Origin of the sequence: Bacillus sp. DTU_2020_1000418_1_SI_GHA_SEK_038, assembly GCF_032341175.1 — a bacterium.
Classification (GTDB): Bacteria; Bacillota; Bacilli; order Bacillales; family Cytobacillaceae; genus Cytobacillus.
Window position 1 is genome coordinate 159,513 of the sequence record NZ_CP135435.1, and the last position, 22,711, is coordinate 182,223.

The 22,711-nt window shown below is 42.5% G+C and carries 16 protein-coding genes, 8 tRNA genes, 3 rRNA genes and 1 pseudogene; 23 read left to right on the top strand and 5 right to left on the bottom strand.

The features are described from left to right. Positions 1-119: 119 nt before the first annotated feature. The 3 genes from RRV45_RS00870 to RRV45_RS00880 all read left to right on the top strand — a co-directional run bounded on the left by RRV45_RS00870 (position 120) and on the right by RRV45_RS00880 (position 2,586). Positions 120-563: a YbaK family protein gene (locus RRV45_RS00870; RefSeq protein ID WP_315666894.1), complete on the top strand. Its 444-nt coding sequence runs from the start codon at positions 120-122 to the stop codon at positions 561-563. A 121-nt stretch (positions 564-684) separates the two neighbouring features. Next, entirely contained in the window at positions 685-1,404 is a 720-nt protein-coding gene (cwlD, locus tag RRV45_RS00875) for an N-acetylmuramoyl-L-alanine amidase CwlD (RefSeq protein ID WP_315666895.1), read from the top strand. A gap of 126 nt (positions 1,405-1,530) precedes the next feature. Continuing rightward, positions 1,531-2,586: an Mrp/NBP35 family ATP-binding protein gene (locus RRV45_RS00880; protein WP_315668900.1), complete on the top strand. Its 1,056-nt coding sequence runs from the start codon at positions 1,531-1,533 to the stop codon at positions 2,584-2,586. A 57-nt stretch (positions 2,587-2,643) separates the two neighbouring features. Here RRV45_RS00880 and gerD read toward each other — a convergent pair whose 3' ends face one another. After that, entirely contained in the window at positions 2,644-3,270 is a 627-nt protein-coding gene (gene gerD / locus RRV45_RS00885; protein WP_315666896.1) for a spore germination lipoprotein GerD, read from the bottom strand. 154 nt (positions 3,271-3,424) lie between these two features. Here gerD and RRV45_RS00890 point away from each other — a divergent pair, with 154 nt between their 5' ends. After that, positions 3,425-4,066, top strand: coding sequence for a KinB-signaling pathway activation protein (locus RRV45_RS00890; RefSeq protein ID WP_315666897.1), 642 nt, complete (start codon positions 3,425-3,427; stop codon positions 4,064-4,066). Positions 4,067-4,076: 10 nt separating this feature from the next. Here the strand turns inward: RRV45_RS00890 and pdaB are convergent, their stop codons facing one another. Beyond that, a complete protein-coding gene (gene pdaB, locus RRV45_RS00895) occupies positions 4,077-4,829 on the bottom strand; it encodes a polysaccharide deacetylase family sporulation protein PdaB (RefSeq protein WP_315668901.1) in 753 nt (250 codons plus the stop codon). Between the two features lie 137 nt (positions 4,830-4,966). On the opposite strand from pdaB, the gene RRV45_RS00900 reads away from it, so the two are divergent. From RRV45_RS00900 to rocF, 13 genes are all read left to right on the top strand, one after another. After that, positions 4,967-5,197, top strand: a complete 231-nt coding sequence (locus RRV45_RS00900) for a hypothetical protein (RefSeq protein WP_315666898.1) — start codon at positions 4,967-4,969, stop codon at positions 5,195-5,197. A gap of 245 nt (positions 5,198-5,442) precedes the next feature. Beyond that, a 16S ribosomal RNA gene (locus tag RRV45_RS00905) occupies positions 5,443-6,993 on the top strand. Between the two features lie 327 nt (positions 6,994-7,320). Then, positions 7,321-10,255, top strand: a 23S ribosomal RNA gene (locus RRV45_RS00910). Positions 10,256-10,327: 72 nt separating this feature from the next. Then, positions 10,328-10,444: ribosomal RNA gene (gene rrf, locus RRV45_RS00915) — 5S ribosomal RNA — on the top strand. The 16S, 23S and 5S rRNA genes sit together here with 8 tRNA genes alongside, the layout of an rRNA operon. 16 nt (positions 10,445-10,460) lie before the next feature. Next, a tRNA-Asn gene (locus RRV45_RS00920) sits at positions 10,461-10,535 on the top strand. 36 nt (positions 10,536-10,571) lie between these two features. Then, a tRNA-Thr gene (locus RRV45_RS00925) sits at positions 10,572-10,644 on the top strand. Between the two features lie 19 nt (positions 10,645-10,663). Further along, positions 10,664-10,738: transfer RNA gene (locus tag RRV45_RS00930), tRNA-Glu, on the top strand. A 4-nt stretch (positions 10,739-10,742) separates the two neighbouring features. After that, positions 10,743-10,818 (top strand) — tRNA-Val (locus tag RRV45_RS00935). A 160-nt stretch (positions 10,819-10,978) separates the two neighbouring features. After that, a tRNA-Thr gene (locus RRV45_RS00940) sits at positions 10,979-11,051 on the top strand. Positions 11,052-11,062: 11 nt separating this feature from the next. Further along, positions 11,063-11,147: transfer RNA gene (locus RRV45_RS00945), tRNA-Tyr, on the top strand. Positions 11,148-11,224: 77 nt separating this feature from the next. Then, positions 11,225-11,299, top strand: a tRNA-Gln gene (locus tag RRV45_RS00950). Between the two features lie 128 nt (positions 11,300-11,427). Further along, positions 11,428-11,500: transfer RNA gene (locus RRV45_RS00955), tRNA-Lys, on the top strand. A gap of 419 nt (positions 11,501-11,919) precedes the next feature. Then, positions 11,920-12,816 carry an arginase gene (gene rocF / locus RRV45_RS00960; RefSeq protein WP_315666899.1) on the top strand — a complete coding sequence of 299 codons (897 nt, stop codon included), beginning with the start codon at positions 11,920-11,922 and terminating at the stop codon, positions 12,814-12,816. A 34-nt stretch (positions 12,817-12,850) separates the two neighbouring features. On the opposite strand, the gene RRV45_RS00965 is transcribed toward rocF, so the two are convergent. After that, positions 12,851-13,009 carry an aspartyl-phosphate phosphatase Spo0E family protein gene (locus RRV45_RS00965; protein ID WP_315666900.1) on the bottom strand — a complete coding sequence of 53 codons (159 nt, stop codon included), beginning with the start codon at positions 13,007-13,009 and terminating at the stop codon, positions 12,851-12,853. 243 nt (positions 13,010-13,252) lie between these two features. Here RRV45_RS00965 and sigW point away from each other — a divergent pair, with 243 nt between their 5' ends. The 6 genes from sigW (at position 13,253) to glmS (ending at position 20,578) form a co-directional block, all read left to right on the top strand. Next, entirely contained in the window at positions 13,253-13,816 is a 564-nt protein-coding gene (gene sigW / locus RRV45_RS00970; protein WP_315666901.1) for an RNA polymerase sigma factor SigW, read from the top strand. 203 nt (positions 13,817-14,019) lie between these two features. Beyond that, on the top strand, positions 14,020-14,655 hold the full coding sequence (locus RRV45_RS00975) for an anti-sigma factor (protein ID WP_315666902.1): 636 nt from the start codon (positions 14,020-14,022) through the stop codon (positions 14,653-14,655). 166 nt (positions 14,656-14,821) lie between these two features. Next, positions 14,822-15,649 (top strand): diadenylate cyclase CdaA, encoded by an 828-nt coding sequence (gene cdaA, locus RRV45_RS00980; RefSeq protein WP_315666903.1) that lies wholly within the window; start codon positions 14,822-14,824, stop codon positions 15,647-15,649. Continuing rightward, the gene (locus RRV45_RS00985) at positions 15,642-16,913 is read left to right on the top strand and encodes a CdaR family protein (RefSeq protein ID WP_315666904.1); all 1,272 of its coding nucleotides are present in this window, start codon (positions 15,642-15,644) and stop codon (positions 16,911-16,913) included. Before cdaA ends, RRV45_RS00985 begins: the two co-directional genes overlap by 8 nt. 30 nt (positions 16,914-16,943) lie before the next feature. Then, on the top strand, positions 16,944-18,296 hold the full coding sequence (gene glmM, locus RRV45_RS00990) for a phosphoglucosamine mutase (protein ID WP_315666905.1): 1,353 nt from the start codon (positions 16,944-16,946) through the stop codon (positions 18,294-18,296). A gap of 479 nt (positions 18,297-18,775) precedes the next feature. Then, positions 18,776-20,578, top strand: a complete 1,803-nt coding sequence (glmS, locus tag RRV45_RS00995) for a glutamine--fructose-6-phosphate transaminase (isomerizing) (protein ID WP_315666906.1) — start codon at positions 18,776-18,778, stop codon at positions 20,576-20,578. 404 nt (positions 20,579-20,982) lie between these two features. On the opposite strand, the pseudogene RRV45_RS01000 reads toward glmS, so the two are convergent. Both RRV45_RS01000 and RRV45_RS22030 read right to left on the bottom strand, forming a co-directional pair. Continuing rightward, a pseudogene (locus RRV45_RS01000) lies at positions 20,983-21,336 on the bottom strand (FtsW/RodA/SpoVE family cell cycle protein); the annotation flags it as partial. A 762-nt stretch (positions 21,337-22,098) separates the two neighbouring features. Then, entirely contained in the window at positions 22,099-22,158 is a 60-nt protein-coding gene (locus RRV45_RS22030) for a hypothetical protein (protein WP_410489352.1), read from the bottom strand. Between the last annotated feature and the right edge of the window lie 553 nt (positions 22,159-22,711).

Genomic DNA, 22,711 nt, shown 5'->3' on the forward strand with positions numbered 1-22,711 from the left:
ATGTAGGAAGAATAGGTAGTGCAAAGAAAAATCTGCGGCTTTTATTAAAAATTGGCAGCTCGACTTTTAGTATGTCTCCCCTTGCATCGTTAAAGACTATTTCTAAGAGGTGAGACAGCATGAATGTAATTACAACCTTTGTAGAAAAGAAAAGAGAAAAACAAATTAAATATGAAAAATCCGTATTACGTGAAATTTCTATAAAAGCTCTAAAAGAAAAAGTGCAGCAGCATTTTGGTTCCTCACGATTTATGAACGGGCTGCTGATGAATAGTGGAATAGAAGAAGCCTGCTATGATGTGGCCATTGAAGCGTATTTATTAGGTGCACACTTTAGCAGGTTTGGATATTATGGAGAAAGCGCGGAGGATGTGAGATACCGCTGTCGGCAAGAAGAAAAGCATTTGGTTGATACGTTATACCATTTCCTGCTGTATTGGGGGCATGGGGAAGAAGGGGTAATCAGTGAATCCCTTTATTATTTATGCGAGCAATACGTATTATACTGGTGGATGGAAGGCTTTAATAAAGGGGAGAAAAGACATAGATTGAGACTTCATTAATGTATTTGTCTAGCTTCAGGTCCATGTCGACTAGAGTAAGCCGCTTACGCATTCCAAAGTTCTAATACTCCAACTCGTCCCATATATTGAAATGAGGACGAGCGGGAGGGCTGACTATTTAATGGGGAAAAGACTAAAAACGGGGGCATTTGCCATAGGCCTTATTATTTTGTTTTTTATTCTGCAATATGACTTCACAGATAATGACTCGTGGGAATCATGGAATTTGCCTCTGACAGGAAAAATTATACTGCTGGATCCTGGTCACGGCGGGCCGGATGGGGGTGCTGGTGATGATGACGCACTTGAGAAAGAAATTGCTCTAGCAGTATCTCTGAAGGTCCGCGATCTTCTCCAGCAGCAGGGGGCACTTGTTTTGATGACAAGAGAGGACGATCGCGATTTAGCTCCAGATGGGACAAGGGGATACAGCCGAAGAAAAGTGGAGGATCTGAAGCAAAGGCTGGAAATAATCAATAACTCAGGAGCAGAGTTTTTTGTAAGTATTCATTTAAATTCGATTCCATCTCCTAGGTGGAGCGGAGCCCAAACCTTCTATGCTACAAAACGAGATGAAAATGCTCGAGCGGCTAAGTTTATTCAAGATGAGCTTCGGCGAAATCTTGAGAATACAACGAGAAAAGCAAAAGTGCTAAACAGTGTTTATATATTGAAGAACGCAAAAATTTCCGGCTCACTCGTAGAGATCGGTTTTTTATCAAACCATGCTGAGAGAGCGAACTTAAAGAAAGAGGAATATCAGAATAAAGTGGCCGCCTCTATTTACAATGGGATTTTGCGTTACTACTCTGATGAAAAAGAATTAATAGAGACGGAATAAAAGGTGCTGCTTAAAAAGCATCTTTTCTTTATTATTGTGCCAATAAGGTGTGATACAATTAACAGTGGGGAATAAATGATATGGTATACTTTAATGGAAACGAATACAAAAAGGCAGGTGCTTAATTTGTTAACTGAACAAAATATAAGAGAAGTCTTAAGTGGAATCCAGGAGCCATTTTTACATAAAACTTTAGGTGAATTAAACGCAATTGAAGAGATAAAGATTAAAGAAGAAAAGAATCATGTAAGTGTGAAGGTGCTAATTGCCAAAACAGGAACAGCTGAGCAGCTTCAGCTCCAAACTCAAGTAGTAAACGTTCTAAAAGAGGCAGGGGCGGCTACGGTCGGAATTCGATTCAGCGAGCTGCCAGAAGAGATTTTATCACAATATCGCCAAGCAGCAAAAGAGGAAGATAAAGGATTGCTCTCCCCAGATAGCCAAACAACCTTTATTGCGATTGCGAGCGGAAAGGGCGGGGTAGGAAAATCGACTGTTTCTGTAAATCTAGCCGTTTCATTAGCAAGACTAGGCAAGAAGGTCGGTCTGATTGATGCAGATATATATGGATTCAGTGTGCCTGATATGATGGGCATTACAACTCGTCCTGTCGTAAGAGGGGAAAAGATTATTCCAGTGGACCGATTTGGTGTAAAAGTTATTTCGATGGGATTCTTTGTTGAAGATAATTCACCGATCATTTGGAGAGGTCCAATGCTAGGAAAAATGTTAAACAGCTTCTTTAATGAAGTCGAGTGGGGAGATATTGATTACTTGCTGTTAGATCTTCCTCCAGGAACAGGGGATGTAGCATTAGATGTTCATACTATGCTTCCGTCCTGTAAAGAAATCGTTGTGACAACTCCTCATCCAACAGCTGCTTTTGTTGCAGCCCGTGCAGGTGCCATGGCGATTCGAACAGAGCACGAAATATTAGGGGTCATTGAGAATATGTCCTATTTTGAAAGTAAGGTTACGGGTGAGAAGGAATATGTCTTCGGAAAAGGCGGCGGGGAAAAGTTGGCTGAAGAGCTTAGTACTAGCTTGTTAGGGAAATTGCCATTAGAGCAGCCTAATTGGAATGAAGAAGATTTTGCTCCATCCATATATGATGAAGAACATAAGCTAGGTAAAATCTATAGCGATATTGCGCAAAAGATTGTACAAACATTAGAAAAATAACAGTAAAAAGAGGCTGTCCTTGCTTTAGACAACCTCTTTTTAGGTTTGGCAGGGGCGTTATTCGCCTCCGCCGCCCTCTGAGCCACCGCCAGATTCCTCGCCACCGCCGCCCTGTTTTTCTCCACCCTTCTCGCCACTTTTTACTTCCTCAGCAGCTTTTAAAAGAATGTCCTGAATTTTGGCTTTAAAGAGCGGGCTTTCAAAGGTTTCCTTTACAACAGATTGCAAATGTTCACGGTATTCCTTGCTTTTTAATACTTTTGTTACTTCTTTTTCTAGTTCAGGGTCTTGTAAGACTTCAATCATCATACCGCGATACTCAGGATCCTTCATTAAATCTTTTAGAAGCTTTTCATTTTCTTTTTTCATGCTTTTTGCGATGCTTTCAGCAAACTTAGGATCCTCAAATGACTTCTTCCAGAATTCCGTTCCCTTATCGGATGTTAATGTTTTTTCGATTGTCTCTGTAACGATTTTCTGATCCATGACAAGCTGCTGTTTTATTTTATCATCTTCCATTAGTTCTTTTATCGCTTTTTTACCGTCATCGGTTTTTAGAATATCGACAACCATCTTTTTTGTTTGCTCATAATCCATCTGTTTTCCGCCAGTTTCACCTTGAGCACAGCCCGTCATGAGAATGATCAGCAGAATTGGCAGGAGCAAACGGAATTTCTTTATCATATTTTGAAGCTCCTTTCAGGAGAAGGTATCCTTATTTCTAGAATGAAGAAAAAGACCAAATTTTATTCGCCTCAAAATACAATACCTAGATTTTTCAAAGCATGGTTGGTACAATCATATAGGTGAATAATTTTTACTATGGAGGAAAAACAAATTGACTAGCCGAAATTGGGTAAAGCTGTTCCTGTCCACACTTTTAGTAGGGGGATTAACTACTGGGGTTGTGGGTTTTATTGTTCGATGGAAAGAATTCGAATCTATATTTGTTCCTTTTGATTTTCTTGAAGTATTATCAGTATTATTATGGTTAATTGGTGTTGGATTAATTTTTAGTATTCTTAGTCAAATGGGCTTCTTTGCTTATCTAACAATTCATCGATTCGGATTAGGTATTTTTAAATCACGATCTTTGTGGAATGCTGTTCAAGTTTTCCTTATTTTTTTCGTTCTATTTGATTTAGTTTATTTCCGCTATACTGCTTTTGCAAAAGAGGGAGAAAGCATAATGCCTTATATCGGCATTGCTTTATTTTTATTGGCTGTTGCTATTTTTGTAGCATTCATTAAGGTAAAGCAAACGAATAAGGATGCGTTTATTCCTGCTGTATTCTTCATGGTTGTCGTGACAACGATTGAGTGGGTTCCGGTCTTAAGGGTTAACGAACAGAGTTGGGTATTCCTTATGATATTTCCATTATTAGTATGTAACGCCTATCAACTGCTTATTCTTCATAAGCTTAATGAAAAGTCTCAAATACATAGACAACGAATTTCATCAAAAAAGCCGTCCAAATAATGGGCGGCTTTTACTTAATTTCTTTAGTTCTAGTTTCAGCATTGGCGAGCATCTCAGAAACGGTCACGAGCTTTAGCCCTTTTTTATTAATATTATTTATGATCGCCGGCAGGGCTTTTGCCGTTTGTTTAGCAGCGTCTGAAGCATGAAGGAGAATAATATCCCCCTTTTTTGCCCGTGAGACATTATTGACAATTTCCTCTATACCTGGGTTCGTCCAGTCCTTTGAATCAATGCTCCAATGAACGACTGAATACCCAAGCCTTTCAGCAATTATTAGAGTCCTTTGATCGAAATGACCAGTCGGGGCGCGAACAAGCTTAATATCTTTTACGTTTAATTTTTTAAACACAACTTGAGCCTTTGCTAAGTCCTGCCTGATTTTGGCATCCTCAAGATCTGAATAATCCTCATAGTTATATCCAAGAATGCCAATTTCAAATCCTTCTTTTACAATTCTAGCCACTAAATCCGGATGGCGCTCTGCCCATGAACCTGAAAGGAAGAAGGTAGCTGATTTAACATTCTCCTTTTGTAAGACATCAAGAATAGGTTCTGCTTTCTCGTCCCCCCATCCAATATTAAAGGTAAGGGCTAGATCCTTTTCTCCCTTATATACAGCCTTTGGTCCATCTTTCGTTGAAAAAGCCGGCATGTGGACAATGTTCCCGATATATAAGAACCATGCAGCAAAAAAAGCAAAAACAATAATTAAACCCATTTTTTTTATTGACTTTCCATCCCAAATATAAAAGAAATTCATTTCTCTCACCTCGTCCAATACTCCTTGTCTCAATCTTATGCTCAGAATTTTAATAAATGAGTTTAAAAACAAATTCATAAATTATTTTTATTTGGAAAATACTACAAAAATCAAATGACATGAGAGAGTGATATAGCGTGCTAGGATTTTTAATTAATGATAGAGAACAGAAGGAAATGCAATACTTAATTAAGAGAGAAATGGATGAGATTCTGTTTGACTTAAATGATGAGCGAATTGATCATATTGTAAAAAGAGCAATGGAAGAGAGATATAAGATATTATTTTCTTTATTCAAGAGGGTAGCTCCACCAGAGGAGATACTGCGATATACACGCAACATTCAGTGGAGAGAACAAAAAGGGTAAAATAATAAAATAAATTCTATTGACTTGTGTAATAATTGCTGTTATAGTAATAAACGTCGCTGATGACGAGTTGAAATAAACTTTTAAAAAAGTTGTTGACACTTTAGGCGAAAGATGATAAATTTAAAAAGTCGCTTCTGAGCGATAAGATAGTTCTTTGAAAACTGAACGAACAAAAACGTCAACGTTTAATCTTTTAGTCTTTTTATTAAAAAAAGACATTTATGAGCTAATCAACTCACAATTTATTGGAGAGTTTGATCCTGGCTCAGGACGAACGCTGGCGGCGTGCCTAATACATGCAAGTCGAGCGAACTTGCGGGAGCTTGCTCCCAAAAGTTAGCGGCGGACGGGTGAGTAACACGTGGGCAACCTGCCTGTAAGACTGGGATAACTTCGGGAAACCGGAGCTAATACCGGATAATTCTTTTCTACTCATGTAGGAAAGCTGAAAGATGGCTTCGGCTATCACTTACAGATGGGCCCGCGGCGCATTAGCTAGTTGGTGAGGTAACGGCTCACCAAGGCAACGATGCGTAGCCGACCTGAGAGGGTGATCGGCCACACTGGGACTGAGACACGGCCCAGACTCCTACGGGAGGCAGCAGTAGGGAATCTTCCGCAATGGACGAAAGTCTGACGGAGCAACGCCGCGTGAGTGATGAAGGTTTTCGGATCGTAAAACTCTGTTGTTAGGGAAGAACAAGTACCGTTCGAATAGGGCGGTACCTTGACGGTACCTAACCAGAAAGCCACGGCTAACTACGTGCCAGCAGCCGCGGTAATACGTAGGTGGCAAGCGTTGTCCGGAATTATTGGGCGTAAAGCGCGCGCAGGCGGTCCTTTAAGTCTGATGTGAAAGCCCACGGCTCAACCGTGGAGGGTCATTGGAAACTGGGGGACTTGAGTGCAGAAGAGGAGAGTGGAATTCCACGTGTAGCGGTGAAATGCGTAGAGATGTGGAGGAACACCAGTGGCGAAGGCGACTCTCTGGTCTGTAACTGACGCTGAGGCGCGAAAGCGTGGGGAGCGAACAGGATTAGATACCCTGGTAGTCCACGCCGTAAACGATGAGTGCTAAGTGTTAGAGGGTTTCCGCCCTTTAGTGCTGCAGCAAACGCATTAAGCACTCCGCCTGGGGAGTACGGCCGCAAGGCTGAAACTCAAAGGAATTGACGGGGGCCCGCACAAGCGGTGGAGCATGTGGTTTAATTCGAAGCAACGCGAAGAACCTTACCAGGTCTTGACATCCTCTGACAATCCTAGAGATAGGACTTTCCCCTTCGGGGGACAGAGTGACAGGTGGTGCATGGTTGTCGTCAGCTCGTGTCGTGAGATGTTGGGTTAAGTCCCGCAACGAGCGCAACCCTTGATCTTAGTTGCCAGCATTCAGTTGGGCACTCTAAGGTGACTGCCGGTGACAAACCGGAGGAAGGTGGGGATGACGTCAAATCATCATGCCCCTTATGACCTGGGCTACACACGTGCTACAATGGATGGTACAAAGGGCTGCAAGACCGCGAGGTTTAGCCAATCCCATAAAACCATTCTCAGTTCGGATTGCAGGCTGCAACTCGCCTGCATGAAGCCGGAATCGCTAGTAATCGCGGATCAGCATGCCGCGGTGAATACGTTCCCGGGCCTTGTACACACCGCCCGTCACACCACGAGAGTTTGTAACACCCGAAGTCGGTGGGGTAACCTTTTGGAGCCAGCCGCCTAAGGTGGGACAGATGATTGGGGTGAAGTCGTAACAAGGTAGCCGTATCGGAAGGTGCGGCTGGATCACCTCCTTTCTAAGGAAGATTTGAAGTACTTGATACTTCAATAAAAGACGTTACTTGTTCGTTCAGTTTTGAGAGAATTATCTCTCAAAACTTTGTTCTTTGAAAACTAGATAATAATTTGAAGAAGCAATAACCGAGTAATCGCCATTTTAGTTATTCTCTCTATTATATATAGAGTTTAAAACCAAATCACAATTCAGAAGAGTTGTGAGGGGGATGAGAAGCAAGCAGATCAAGGAAGCGACAGAACGAGCACCGGAGCGTACGTAGTTGGTACGCGAGGAGCACAGTGACGGAGCTGACGCAGAGATGCGCCGCTTATCATTCACCGAACAAGGTTAAGTTAATAAGGGCGCACGGTGAATGCCTTGGCACTAGGAGCCGATGAAGGACGGGACTAACACCGATATGCTTCGGGGAGCTGTAAGTAAGCTTTGATCCGGAGATTTCCGAATGGGGGAACCCACTGTTCGTAATGGAACAGTATCTTTACCTGAATACATAGGGTATTGAAGGCAGACCCGGGGAACTGAAACATCTAAGTACCCGGAGGAAGAGAAAGCAAACGCGATTCCCTGAGTAGCGGCGAGCGAAACGGGATTAGCCCAAACCAAGAGGCTTGCCTCTTGGGGTTGTAGGACACTCTATACGGAGTTACAAAGGAACGAGGTAAATGAACAGGTCTGGAAAGGCCGGCCAGAGAAGGTAAAAGCCCTGTAGTTGAAACTTCGTTCCCTCCAGAGTGGATCCTGAGTACGGCGGGACACGTGAAATCCCGTCGGAAGCAGGGAGGACCATCTCCCAAGGCTAAATACTCCCTAGTGACCGATAGTGAACCAGTACCGTGAGGGAAAGGTGAAAAGCACCCCGGAAGGGGAGTGAAATAGTTCCTGAAACCGTGTGCCTACAAGTAGTCAGAGCCCTTTAACGGGTGATGGCGTGCCTTTTGTAGAATGAACCGGCGAGTTACGATTACATGCAAGGTTAAGTTGAATAGACGGAGCCGCAGCGAAAGCGAGTCTGAATAGGGCGTATGAGTATGTGGTCGTAGACCCGAAACCAGGTGACCTACCCATGTCCAGGTTGAAGTCCAGGTAACACTGGATGGAGGACCGAACCCACGCACGTTGAAAAGTGCGGGGATGAGGTGTGGGTAGCGGAGAAATTCCAATCGAACTTGGAGATAGCTGGTTCTCTCCGAAATAGCTTTAGGGCTAGCCTCATGTTGTTAGAATCTTGGAGGTAGAGCACTGTTTGGACTAGGGGCCCTCATCGGGTTACCGAATTCAGACAAACTCCGAATGCCAAAGATTTATCCATGGGAGTCAGACTGCGAGTGATAAGATCCGTAGTCAAGAGGGAAACAGCCCAGACCACCAGTTAAGGTCCCAAAGTATACGTTAAGTGGAAAAGGATGTGGAGTTGCTTAGACAACCAGGATGTTGGCTTAGAAGCAGCCACCATTTAAAGAGTGCGTAATAGCTCACTGGTCGAGTGACTCTGCGCCGAAAATGTACCGGGGCTAAACGTATCACCGAAGCTGTGGATGGACATCTGCGATGTCCGTGGTAGGAGAGCGTTCTAAGGGCGTTGAAGCTAGACCGTAAGGACTGGTGGAGCGCTTAGAAGTGAGAATGCCGGTATGAGTAGCGAAAGATGGGTGAGAATCCCATCCACCGAATGCCTAAGGTTTCCTGAGGAAGGCTCGTCCGCTCAGGGTTAGTCGGGACCTAAGCCGAGGCTGAAAAGCGTAGGCGATGGACAACAGGTTGATATTCCTGTACCACCTCTTTACCGTTTGAGCAATGGGGGGACGCAGGAGGATAGGGTAAGCGCGCTGCTGGAATAGCGCGTCTAAGCAGTTAGAGTGCAAGCGAGGCAAATCCCGCTTGCGTTAAGCTTGAGCTGTGATAGCGAGGGAAATATAGTACCGAAGTTCCTGAATCCACACTGCCAAGAAAAGCCTCTAGCGAGGGAAAAGGTGCCCGTACCGCAAACCGACACAGGTAGGCGAGGAGAGAATCCTAAGGTGAGCGAGAGAACTCTCGTTAAGGAACTCGGCAAAATCACCCCGTAACTTAGGGAGAAGGGGTGCTCATTTGGGTGAATAGCCCGGATGAGCCGCAGTGAATAGGCCCAGGCGACTGTTTAGCAAAAACACAGGTCTCTGCGAAGCCGCAAGGCGAAGTATAGGGGCTGACGCCTGCCCGGTGCTGGAAGGTTAAGAGGAGGGGTTAGCGCAAGCGAAGCTCTGAATTGAAGCCCCAGTAAACGGCGGCCGTAACTATAACGGTCCTAAGGTAGCGAAATTCCTTGTCAGGTAAGTTCTGACCCGCACGAAAGGCGTAACGATCTGGGCACTGTCTCAACGAGAGACTCGGTGAAATTATAGTACCTGTGAAGATGCAGGTTACCCGCGACAGGACGGAAAGACCCCGTGGAGCTTTACTGTAGCCTGATATTGAATTTCGGTACAGCTTGTACAGGATAGGTAGGAGCCTTGGAAGCCGGAGCGCCAGCTTCGGTGGAGGCATTGGTGGGATACTACCCTGGCTGTATTGAAATTCTAACCCGCGCCCCTGATCGGGGCGGGAGACAGTGTCAGGTGGGCAGTTTGACTGGGGCGGTCGCCTCCTAAAGAGTAACGGAGGCGCCCAAAGGTTCCCTCAGAATGGTTGGAAATCATTCGAAGAGTGTAAAGGCATAAGGGAGCTTGACTGCGAGACCTACAAGTCGAGCAGGGACGAAAGTCGGGCTTAGTGATCCGGTGGTTCCGCATGGAAGGGCCATCGCTCAACGGATAAAAGCTACCCCGGGGATAACAGGCTTATCTCCCCCAAGAGTCCACATCGACGGGGAGGTTTGGCACCTCGATGTCGGCTCATCGCATCCTGGGGCTGTAGTCGGTCCCAAGGGTTGGGCTGTTCGCCCATTAAAGCGGTACGCGAGCTGGGTTCAGAACGTCGTGAGACAGTTCGGTCCCTATCCGTCGTGGGCGCAGGAAATTTGAGAGGAGCTGTCCTTAGTACGAGAGGACCGGGATGGACGCACCGCTGGTGTACCAGTTGTCTTGCCAAAGGCATAGCTGGGTAGCTATGTGCGGACGGGATAAGTGCTGAAAGCATCTAAGCATGAAGCCCCCCTCGAGATGAGATTTCCCATAGCGTCAAGCTAGTAAGACCCCTGAAAGATGATCAGGTTGATAGGTTTGAGGTGGAAGCGTGGCGACACGTGGAGCTGACAAATACTAATCGGTCGAGGACTTAACCACATTTAGTATGATTACTCGAATAACTTCTTCAGCATTATCTAGTTTTGAGGGAACAAACCTCAATAAAATAGGTCTAGTGGCGATAGCGAAAAGGTCACACCCGTTCCCATCCCGAACACGGAAGTTAAGCTTTTCAGCGCCGATGGTAGTTAGGGGCTGTCCCCTTGTGAGAGTAGGACGTCGCTAGGCCTTAATTTTTTACTATTCCGCAGTAGCTCAGTGGTAGAGCATTCGGCTGTTAACCGAACGGTCGTAGGTTCGAATCCTACCTGCGGAGCCATTTTTTTGATGATTTAAATGAGCAGGTAGTTGTGATGCTTCCATAGCTCAGCAGGTAGAGCACTTCCATGGTAAGGAAGAGGTCAGCGGTTCGAACCCGCTTGGAAGCTTACCTTAATAATATTATATGGCCCATTGGTCAAGCGGTTAAGACACCGCCCTTTCACGGCGGTAACACGGGTTCGAATCCCGTATGGGTCACCATTTCGGAGGATTAGCTCAGCTGGGAGAGCATCTGCCTTACAAGCAGAGGGTCGGCGGTTCGATCCCGTCATCCTCCACCATATATGCCGGCCTATCTCAATTGGTAGAGGATTATAAAAGCTTACAGCAACGAAGCTTTTTTACCTCGAATGGCAAACTTTTAAAATCTGCGACAAAGACCATAGGGCTTTGGATCACAGTTATCAGCAGCAACTAAATTAGAAATGATTATTTAATTATGCCGGCCTAGCTCAATTGGTAGAGCAACTGACTTGTAATCAGTAGGTTGGGGGTTCGAGTCCTCTGGCCGGCATCTTATAATTTGGTGGGGTAGCGAAGTGGCTAAACGCGGCGGACTGTAAATCCGCTCCCTTTGGGTTCGGCGGTTCGAATCCGTCCCCCACCACCATTTATTTTTAATAAAAATATTAAAAATGGACATGTTATAACTAGTCCTTTTTATTTTGTAAATTATGTAGTTTACAATGGGCTATAGCCAAGCGGTAAGGCATCGCACTTTGACTGCGACATGCGTTGGTTCGAATCCAGCTAGCCCAGCCAGTTTTTTTAAAAACAGCTATGAAGCTTTACATCGTTGAATAGTTTTTAAAAAAACTTGCGACAAAGACCGAAGGACTTTGAAGCAATTTCCGACTACAATCAAAATTCAAGAAACAACATTACATTACGAGCCATTAGCTCAGTCGGTAGAGCATCTGACTTTTAATCAGAGGGTCGAAGGTTCGAGTCCTTCATGGCTCACTTAAGTAAATGAAAGAAGACCTTTAGGAAGATAATTCCTAAAGGTCTTCTTTCATTTTTTTTGATGAACCCTTTTTATCCGAAATATTAAAGGTGCCGGGCAATCAAGAAAAGGTAATGATGCCTATCCAGCCTAAAAAGTAGGTGGACCGGTCACCAAAAAGAGGTTCTGATTCCCGTCCGACCAGAAAAACAGAGAGAAAGCCCCTCATAAAGTGTTTATGATGCCCCCCTTCCTCTAAAGAACCACTCCTAAAACCACAACAAAGCATGCTGCTGAATATAAACGGTCCAAAAAGTAAAAAAATTAGGTTAATTCCGCATATATATACAGACTTTTGTCGAGTTGAGTCATTTCCTTGAATGGGGTTAAAATAAAAGTAGAAAATGAATTATTGGCTTAAGGGGAGGGCTTTTTTATGAAAAAGTTGGCGATTATTGGGATGCCTATGGATTTGGGTCAAGCGAGACGTGGAGTAGATATGGGGCCAAGTGCCATTCGATATGCAGGTGTGAATGAACGATTAAAAGCATTGTTTGATGAAGTTCATGACAAGGGGGATATTGCCATAGGCAGACCAGAAGTAGAGGTGGATCCGGTCTCCAACCTGCGTAATTTAAATTTAATTGCGGAAAAAACGGAATTGCTCGCTAAAGAGGTGGATCAAGCCATTGAGGATCAAGCATTTCCACTTGTGCTTGGAGGAGATCATAGTATTGCGATTGGCACGTTGGCTGGGGTCGCAAAGCATTATAAAAATTTAGGCGTTATTTGGTATGATGCTCACGGGGATTTAAATACGGCCGAGACTTCCCCTTCAGGAAATATCCATGGGATGCCGCTTGCTGTTAGTTTAGGCATGGGTCATCCATTGCTTACCAATGTGGGTGGCTATGCTCCGAAAGTAAGGCCTGAGAATATTGTTATAATCGGAGCTCGTGCTTTAGATGAGGGCGAAAGGGAACTAATAAAAAAGCTGGGTATTAAAGTGTACACGATGCATGAAATCGACCGTTTGGGAATGACGAAGGTTATGGAAGAAACGATTAGCTATTTGAAGGGAAAAACGGATGGGGTCCATCTGTCTCTTGATTTGGATGGCTTAGATCCCCATGATGCACCAGGAGTAGGAACTCCGGTTATTGGCGGTATTAGCTATCGGGAAAGTCACTTAGCTATGGAGATGCTAGCCGAAGCCCGATTAATAACCTCAGCTGAATTTGTGGAAGTAAATCCTATCTTAGATGAAAAAAATAAAACAGCATCAGTTGCTGTTGCATTAATGGGTTCATTATTTGGCGAAAAGCTTCTATAATAGAGAAACAGGCAGTGGCTCAAAATAGCCCTGCCTAATTATTTTTAATCTGGGTGTAGTATAAATTGAGCAGCCTATCTAATTCTGTGCTCATGTCTACTACTCGTTGGCTAGACAGAGGTGAGGAGGATGCTAAATTAATCATTTCTCTCCTGCAATCTTCTATATCCTTTAATAGTTTACATTCACACACATGAGACCACCCCTTTTTTGCTTATTGGGAGCTTAGGATTATCTGTTAAATAATAGAAATGCCTAAGCATGTACACCTTTTGGCAACTTTTCTTACTATAATCCCCGTAAAATAAAATTATTAAACCACAGCAGTAAAAATTTGTTAATATAGATATGGTTAGTATTTTTTAAAAAAAATGAAACCTTTTCCGCTATCGATCGTAATATCGATTAGCCGCACTAGAGCGGAGGTAAAAGAAAAATGGAGACAATCGTAAAGAAAAGGATTAAGCAGGTATTAAAAGGGGATCAGGATGCCTACGCAGAAATAGTAGAAATCTATAAAGAAAAGGTTTATATGATTTGCTACAGAATGCTGGGAAATAGACATGAAGCAGAGGACATCGCACAGGAGGCTTTTTTAAGAGCTTACGTGAACATTCATAGTTTTAATATAAATTTGAAATTCTCTTCATGGCTTTATCGAATTGCCACGAACCTATGCATTGATCGGATTCGAAAGAAGAAACCCGATTATTATTTAGATGCAGAGGTTGCAGGGACTGACGGGTTAACGATGTATTCACAAATCGCCTCTGATACGAGTCTTCCTGAGGAGGACCTCGAAAGTCTAGAGCTGCAAGAGACGATTCAAAGGGAAATATCCAAGCTCCCAGAAAAATACCGTACAGTGATTGTTCTTAAATATATTGAAGAGCTTTCCTTAAATGAAATAAGCAAGATATTGGATTTGCCATTAGGTACGGTTAAAACACGAATTCATCGGGGAAGAGAAGCATTAAGAACCCAATTACGATACGTATAACTTTATTCAGTAATCTTCCACCTCTTTAGGTGGTGAATTTGATGCAAATGAGTATCCAATTCAGCAGGGGTTCAAACCCTGGCTGAATAAAGTTAAGCCTCCGGCGAGCCTTTCAATTTTTTAAAGGAGTTTATCGAGCTAGCTCAGGTAAATCTGGGTGCAAATACGCCAGGGCGAATTTGATTATGAAGAGGGTGAGAACTTTGAAGTGTCCATCAGAAGTGATTCTTTATATGCATGAATATTTAGATGAAGAGATCTCAGCCGAACATGAAGCAGAGCTAAGAGAACACTTGCAAAGCTGTAAGGACTGCCAGACGCATTTCCATGAATTACGTAAGACCATTGCACTAGTCAGAAGCACTTCACATATACAAGCGCCATCCGATTTTACCGCAAATGTGATGGCCAAATTGCCTAAGGAGAAGCGAAAGGTCGGCTTCCAGCGATGGATTAGACAGCATCCATTAGTAACAGCTGCGTCTCTATTCCTCGTACTCATGATGGGAAGCATCATATCCTCATGGGAACAGGATCATCAATTTTCTGTGTCGAGACAGCCCAATCTTGTTGTACAAAATGACACAGTCATTGTGCCTGAAGGAGAAGTAGTCAAGGGTGACGTCATCGTTAAAAATGGCAAATTAAAAATAGAAGGACAAGTTGAAGGAAATGTGACCGTTATTAACGGAGAGAAATATTTGGCATCGGCTGGGAAAGTCACTGGAGAAATAAAAGAGGTGAATGCTGTTTTTGACTGGATGTGGTATCATATCAAGAAAACAGCTAAAGAGGTAGTAAGCATCTTTGAAGGCAGCGAACCTGAGACGGTTCAATAACAAATGATAATTTCAAAACGGAATCTTGCTTTTAGGCAGGATTCCGTTGTTTTATCTTGAAAGTAAACAGTGTGCAGTACGGGTGGTATTGCTTGCTTTATGGTATAATATGAAAGCTACGTTAATGAATAAATAAGGCTTTTAATATAGATTTGGAGGAAGGATAATGTCGTTTTCAGATTTCTCTATACTGAAATTATTAGCTAATACTGTTGACATTCTCCTCGTTTGGTATGTCATCTATAAACTGATTGTCATTGTCAAAGGGACGAAAGCCGTTCAATTGGTAAAAGGAATCTTCGTTATTCTTCTTGTAAAAGTGATCAGTGATAATTTCCACCTCCAGACACTTGGGTGGATGATGCAGCAAGTACTTACTTGGGGATTTGTAGTGATTGCGATCATTTTCCAGCCGGAGTTAAGAAGAGCCCTTGAACAACTAGGGCGGGGACGATTCTTTTCTCGAACGGGTAATCAGGAATCGGAAGATCAGGAGAAATTGGTAGAGTCGATTGTGAAGGCTGTCGATTATATGGCAAAGCGCCGGATAGGTGCTTTAATATCCATAGAACGGGAAACCGGAATGGGCGATTATATCGAAACAGGCATTCAGCTAGAATCGAAAATTTCGTCTGAATTACTGATCAATATTTTTATCCCCAATACACCATTGCATGATGGGGCTGTTATTTTACAAAAAAATCAGGTGGCTGCCGCTGCATGCTATCTCCCATTGTCAGAAAGTCCATTTATTTCGAAGGAGCTTGGGACCAGGCACAGGGCTGCACTTGGGATTAGTGAAGTGACAGATAGTGTAACGGTAGTTGTTTCAGAAGAGACGGGCAGTGTTTCGCTTACAAAAAATGGCGAATTATACCGTGATTTGCAATCTGAAGACTTTAAGGAAATGCTAACAACAGAATTAATTACACAAAGCCGAGTAAAACAAGCTTCTTCCGCTCGTTGGAATTGGAGGGCGAAGAAAAATGGATAAATTAATTGACAAGCTAATTGGTACACGCTGGTTTATGAAGATTACTTCATTAATTCTCGCCATGCTTCTCTTTACTTCTGTTTACGATCCGCAAAAGGAAGTTTCCAACATTAATGTACCAAGCGGTGAGGATTATGAAATTCTATCGGATATTCCGGTTAAAAGTTATTACGATACCGACAACCTTGTTGTGAGAGGTGTTCCAGAAACAGTCAAAGTGACCTTACAGGGTCCAAAAAATCTGCTGCAACCCGCAAAAGCACAACGTAATTTCGAAGTATATGTTGACTTAGCAAATGCAGAAATTGGCACAAAACGCGTTCCATTGGAGATTCGCAATCTTTCAGACAAGCTGAAAGCAACGATAGACCCTGCCTATGTAAATGTCACTATCCAGGAAAAGATAACAAAGGAATTCAAAGTGGAAGTTGAATTTGACAAGACCTTATTAGAGGAAGGCTATATTTCGGAGCCTCCTGAAGCAGAGCCGAAGAGTATAAAAATTACAGGCGCTAAGGATGTTATTGACAAAATCAGCTATGTGAAAGCAACCGTGAATATTAGGGGAGCCATAAGGGAGACAGTTCGAAGAGAAGCACGGGTTCAAGTGTTAGATCGAGATATGAATAAGCTTGATGTGTTGCTAGAACATGAGATGGTTGATGTCATTATCCCAGTGAAAAGCTTGAGTAAAACAGTTCCAATTAACGTGATAGAAAAAGGAAGTCCGCCAGAGAACATTAAGATTGATTCCATCACAACTGATATAAAAGAGGCGAAGATATTTGGTGCGCAGGATGTGTTAGATAGGACGGATAGTGTAAGGGTGGAAGTGGATGTTAGCCGAATCAATGAGGACACGGAACTATCACTGCCTGTCATTATTTCTGAAGGAATTAATGAAGTAAATCCTAAAGTCATCAGGGTTACGATCCAAACAAGTGAAAATCAGCAAGAAGGAGATCAGGAGACGGAAGCAGATGAGAATAAAACATTCTCTAATCTTCCAATCAGTTTATCTGGTCTTCCTAATCAATATGAGGCAGAAGTGTTATCACCAAATAACGGTGCCAGTCTAACCGTTACAGGAAAAAGTGAAATGATTAAACAATTAAAGGCTAGCGATTTCCTCGTATTTCTAGATTTAACTAATCTAGAAGCGGGAGACCATGATGTCAAAATTAATGTAAATGGTCCTTCGAATGTGCTTTGGAGCCTGGCAACGGATGTAGCAAAAGTTACGATTACACAAAAGGAAGCTTAATATAAATTTATTAAAGGAGCGTATGCATTAATGGGAAAATATTTTGGTACGGACGGGGTACGTGGAGTCGCAAATAGCGAGTTAACTCCTGAGTTAGCTTTTAAATTAGGGCGTTTTGGAGGATATGTTCTGACTAGGGATAAAAGCCGTCCAAAAGTATTAATTGGCCGCGATACTCGTATTTCTGGACACATGCTTGAAGGAGCTCTTGTTGCAGGTCTTCTATCTATTGGGGCGGAGGTTATGCGTCTTGGCGTCATTTCAACGCCTGGTGTTGCTTATTTAACAAAAGCGCTTGGGGCAGAAGCGGGTGTCATGATTTCTGCTTCCCATAATCCAGTGGCAGACAACGGCATTAAGTTTTTCGGTCCTGATGGGTTTAAGTTATCAGATGAACAGGAAAATGAAATTGAAAGCTTTATGGATCAAGAAGAGGATGGGCTGCCAAGGCCGGTTGGGGCAGAGCTTGGACAGGTGAATGATTATTTCGAAGGCGGACAGAAATATTTACAATTTTTGAAGCAAACTGTAGATGAGGACTTTTCAGGCATACATATTGCATTAGATTGTGCTCATGGGGCAACTTCATCACTTGCTTCCCACTTATTTGCCGATTTAGATGCAGATTTATCCATGATTGGGGCTTCTCCAAATGGATTAAATATCAATGATGGTGTTGGCTCAACACACCCAGAAACACTTGCTGCATTTGTAAAGGAAAAGGGAGCAGATGTTGGCTTAGCATTTGATGGAGACGGCGATCGACTTATTGCAATCGATGAAAATGGTGACATCGTGGATGGCGACCAAATCATGTATATATGTGGTAAATATCTGAAAGAACAGGGCAGACTTCGCCACAGTACAGTTGTTTCCACAGTTATGAGCAATCTTGGTTTTTATAAAGCGCTAGAGGCGAACGACATTCAAAGTATTCCAACAGCGGTTGGCGATCGCTATGTAGTAGAAGAAATGAAGAAGAATGGCTATAATCTTGGAGGCGAGCAGTCCGGTCATATTATCTTCCTTGATTATATTACGACTGGCGATGGACTATTAACAGGTCTTCAGCTCGTAAATATCATGAAAATGACGAAAAAGCCATTATCAGAGCTTGCAAATGAAATGCAAAAGTTCCCACAAAAGCTTGTAAATATTCGTGTGACAGATAAGCATCATGTAACAGATAATGAAAAGGTAAGTGCGATTATTTCTGAGGTAGAAAAAGAAATGAATGGAAATGGCCGCATTTTAGTTAGACCATCTGGAACAGAGCCGCTTGTACGAGTGATGGCAGAGGCACCAACAGAAGAGCTCTGCAGCTCCTATGTGGAGAGAATTGCTGCAGTTGTCGTAGAAGAAATGGGATTGAAAGAAGAGTAAACAGGCTATGCATAAGGGAACCGAATTGTTCTCTTATGCATATTTTTATTATATAGGGGGGTCTTCTCCCTGTATTTTCAATTGACGAGAGAGTTTTTTGTGTGTATGATATTACTGTTTTTGTAAATTAAATAGAAAGAAAGGTGGGCAGGTTTTTGGAAAAATAAATAGAAGCGCCTGGACTAATCCAAGGACGGAAATGGCTTAGTTGACGAGGAGGAGGTTTATCGAAATGTTCGGCGGATGCCTCCCGGTTCCAAGCAAACCGTTATTCCATCTTTAAAACATTAGGGTAACTTAATGCACAAAGAGATGGGAATGCTAGTCATAAGAATGACGTTCGATTGAGTCAGCTACTGTAAAAAACACCTTTACTAGTCGCTTGTCAAAAGAAAACGTCAGAAGATAAATAACAGAGATGAGGGGCAAGACTGTCCCAAAAGGCTTCTTGCCCCTTCCGAATTAGGAGGAAAAGAAGTATGTGCGGTATCGTGGGATATATTGGAAATTTTGATTCGAAAGAAATTTTGCTAAAAGGCTTAGAAAAGCTTGAATATAGAGGATATGATTCAGCAGGAATTGCTGTAATGAACGAGAATACTGTCCATGTTTTTAAAGAAAAGGGCCGTATTGCTGATTTAAGAAACATGGTTGATTTTGATGTTAATGCCGAACTAGGAATAGGTCATACTCGCTGGGCTACACATGGAGTGCCAAGTGTAGCTAATGCTCACCCACACCAAAGCGCATCTGGTCGTTTTACGCTTGTTCATAATGGTGTCATTGAAAACTATGAAATCCTAAAACGTGAACATTTGCAAGGCGTTCTTTTTAATAGTGATACAGATACGGAAGTCATCGTTCAGCTAATTGAAATGTTCGCGAATAAGGGATTGTCGACTGATGAAGCGTTCCGAAAGACGCTTAAGCTATTACATGGCTCTTATGCACTTGCCCTTTTAGATGAAAGAGATAATGAAACCATTTATGTAGCGAAAAATAAAAGCCCGCTGCTAGTCGGATTAGGTGACACATTTAATGTGGTCGCATCAGATGCAATGGCGATGCTTCAAGTAACGGACCAATATGTAGAATTAATGGATAAAGAAGTCGTCATTGTGAGAAAAGATGAAGTGGCGATCGTGAACCTTGATGGTGAAAAAATCAGCCGTGATCCTTATACAGCGGAATTAGATGCAAGCGACATTGAAAAAGGAACATACCCGCATTATATGTTAAAGGAAATTGACGAACAGCCTTTAGTGATGCGAAAAATCATCCAAAGCTACCAGGACGGAGAGGGAGCTTTAACGATTGATGACGAAATTCTTCAAGCAATGAATGAGGCTGACCGTATTTATATCATTGCAGCGGGAACTTCCTACCATGCAGGACTTGTTGGAAAACAGTTCATTGAAAAAATGGCGAAAATCCCAGTGGAAGTGCATATTTCCAGTGAGTTTGGCTACAATATGCCATTGCTTCCTGAAAAACCTCTATTCATCTTTATTTCACAGAGCGGGGAAACTGCAGACAGCCGTGCTGTACTTGTGAAAATTAAAGAAATGGGCTATAAAGCGATTACGATTACCAATGTGGCGGGCTCAACACTTTCCCGTGAAGCGGATTACACATTACTGCTTCATGCTGGCCCCGAAATTGCTGTTGCTTCGACAAAAGCGTACACAGCACAGCTTGCGGTATTAGCGATTTTAGCTGAGGTTACAGCAAAGAGCCGTGGAATGGAAATGGATCTTGATCTTTCTCGAGAGCTTGGCATCATTGCGAATGCGATGGAAGTGCTTTGCGATGAAAAGGAAGAATTTGAATCCATTGCCCGTGAGTTTTTGTCAGTTACTCGAAATGCGTTCTTCATCGGTCGTGGGCTAGACTTCTATGTTGGTCTTGAAGGCGCACTGAAGCTGAAGGAGATCTCTTATATTCAGGCAGAAGGGTTTGCTGGAGGTGAATTAAAGCACGGTACGATTGCTTTAATCGAGGAAGGCACTCCGATCATTGCCTTAGCTACACAAGAACGCGTCAACTTAAATATCCGCAGCAACGTCCAAGAAGTCGCTGCCCGAGGAGCCAACGCGTGCATCATTTCTATGAAAGGTCTGGAAGCAGACGAAGATACTTTTGTCATTCCAGCCGTGCACGAACTATTAACACCTCTTATCTCTGTTGTACCATTACAACTAATTTCTTACTACGCTGCCCTACACCGTGACTGTGATGTCGATAAGCCGAGGAATTTGGCGAAGAGTGTAACGGTGGAGTAGTAGGTAAATTAGGAAACTGATGCTGTTGTCTCCAGACAACTCAGTCGTGACCTAGTGTTTTTAAAAAATTAAGATGTACTCTTGAAAAGTAAGTTGTACTCTTGAAAATTTAAAGGAATGTCTCAATTTTGGAGACATTCCTTTTTTCTAACTTATAATAATTAATTGCTTCTTCAACAATCGCGCCCTTTAATGGAATAACTAAATTTGATTTCATTAATAAACCCAATTATTTCTTCCTTCACCAAAGCACCGGCACGACAATAAGGGAAAGGCGACAGCTTTTAATTAGCTATCGCCCTTTTTATCACCATTTAGATTTTTGACTTTAAATTTTAATATCTATTCTTATAGAATTTAAAATTACTACTTTCCTTTATAAATTATTACTAATGATGCATTACTTAAAAATCTGCTATCGTGGGTTCTACAATATCCTTTCTTCGATAAACATTTAAAATGAGTCCTAAAACAGCAGCGTAAAAGAGGATCTCACTTCCTCCATAACTAATAAACGGCAGGGAAACTCCCATGATTGGCACGATTCCAAAGCCCATCAAGATGTTCCAAGTAGTAGGAACGGCAAATAATGCAGCACCACCAATTACGATCAACCTCCCATAAAGGTCCTTTGTTTTAAACGCATTTTTTAAGATTCTTGAAATAAATATCAGTAGGATCAAACAAAGAACGATTCCGAATGCCCAACCAAGAGAATAGACGAGGAAGGGGAAAGCAAAATCTGTATGTGATTCTGGTTGTCAAACTAAAATAAAGTTTGGCGTATGAGAAAAAAGTCTGCTTAAGAATAAAAAAGTTTGCATAAAGTCTCGTGGGTGTATCCAGAGTATGGGTATATTCACGGGGCTTTTTTATGTTTATTGTGGGCTACCAAAGTTTTTTCGTGAGGATCAAGATGCCCCTAACGGGGGGTAATTCCTGCATAAGTACAGCACAAGGGACATTTCCTAAAACTCTGAATAAGAAGCACGGTTTCAAACCAATAAAGGAAAGCCCACGTCCAGCAACGTGTAACACGCCCCAAGCAAGGTTCTCGCCCTTAAAAATAAATATATATAAATAATTAGGCATAGGTGAATTGGTAAGTATGGGGAATGACGGTGGTACAGGGGAAACCGTAAAGTATAGTAGAGTGCTCATTTTTCATGGGAAGCCCACGTCCAGCAACGTGTAATACGCCCCAAGCAAGGTCCTCGCCCTTATAAATAAATATATATAAATAATTAGGTATGGGGTCAGGAGGTAAGTATGGGGAATGGCGGTGGTACAGGGGAAACCGCAAGGTATAGTAGAGTGCTTCATCTTCCAAGGGAAGTCCACGTCCATGAAGGTATACCATGCTTCAGACATAAGCACTCGCCCATAAAGAAATAATGAAAAATAAAAATAAATAATTATGTATGGGTAACGTGGAAAGTATGGGATTGACGGTGGTATATGAGAAACCGTAAGGTGCTAGGTATGATGCAGATGGATGAAAGGTATCTTCGATACCTCATTTATTGGCGAGGTGCGAATATCATTACTGAAACACCCGCTAAACAGATACCAGCACCTATCCAATCGTATAAATCAGGTGTACCCCATCTTCATATACGGAAGGACTCCTCCATAGCAGCATATACTCTGTATGGAAATGTTCGAAATGTAGTAATTACCACATTATTACGCCAAGGCTACTCCTCCGAAAACACCCCAATAAGTGGCTTTCTTTTCTTAAACAATAGCCAAATTAGATCCCCCTCCACCAATTTCGGCAATTCCAACAAATATAAAAAATACAATTGCATAGGCACCTCATTAGAAGGAAAGAATCGGTTATGGTACAGGGGGCACCGTTAGGTGCCCTAATTGGGTTTTGGTCACTCCTCTAGTATGGTGATCTCTCCACTATGTTTAAGCAAACTTTATTCTTATCATTTTTATTTTTCGAGTTCATTTTCGGCAGAAAACGGGCAAATCCTTGAGCAAACTTTATTCTTAAGGAATAATCTGGATAATCCCATTGAAGTCAGATTTGGCAAGGGGTGAACGTGATTCCTCGCTTCTACAAACTTTATTCTAATTTAACATAGTTACAAAAAGTTATTTGCAGTAAATATCTTAGGTGAA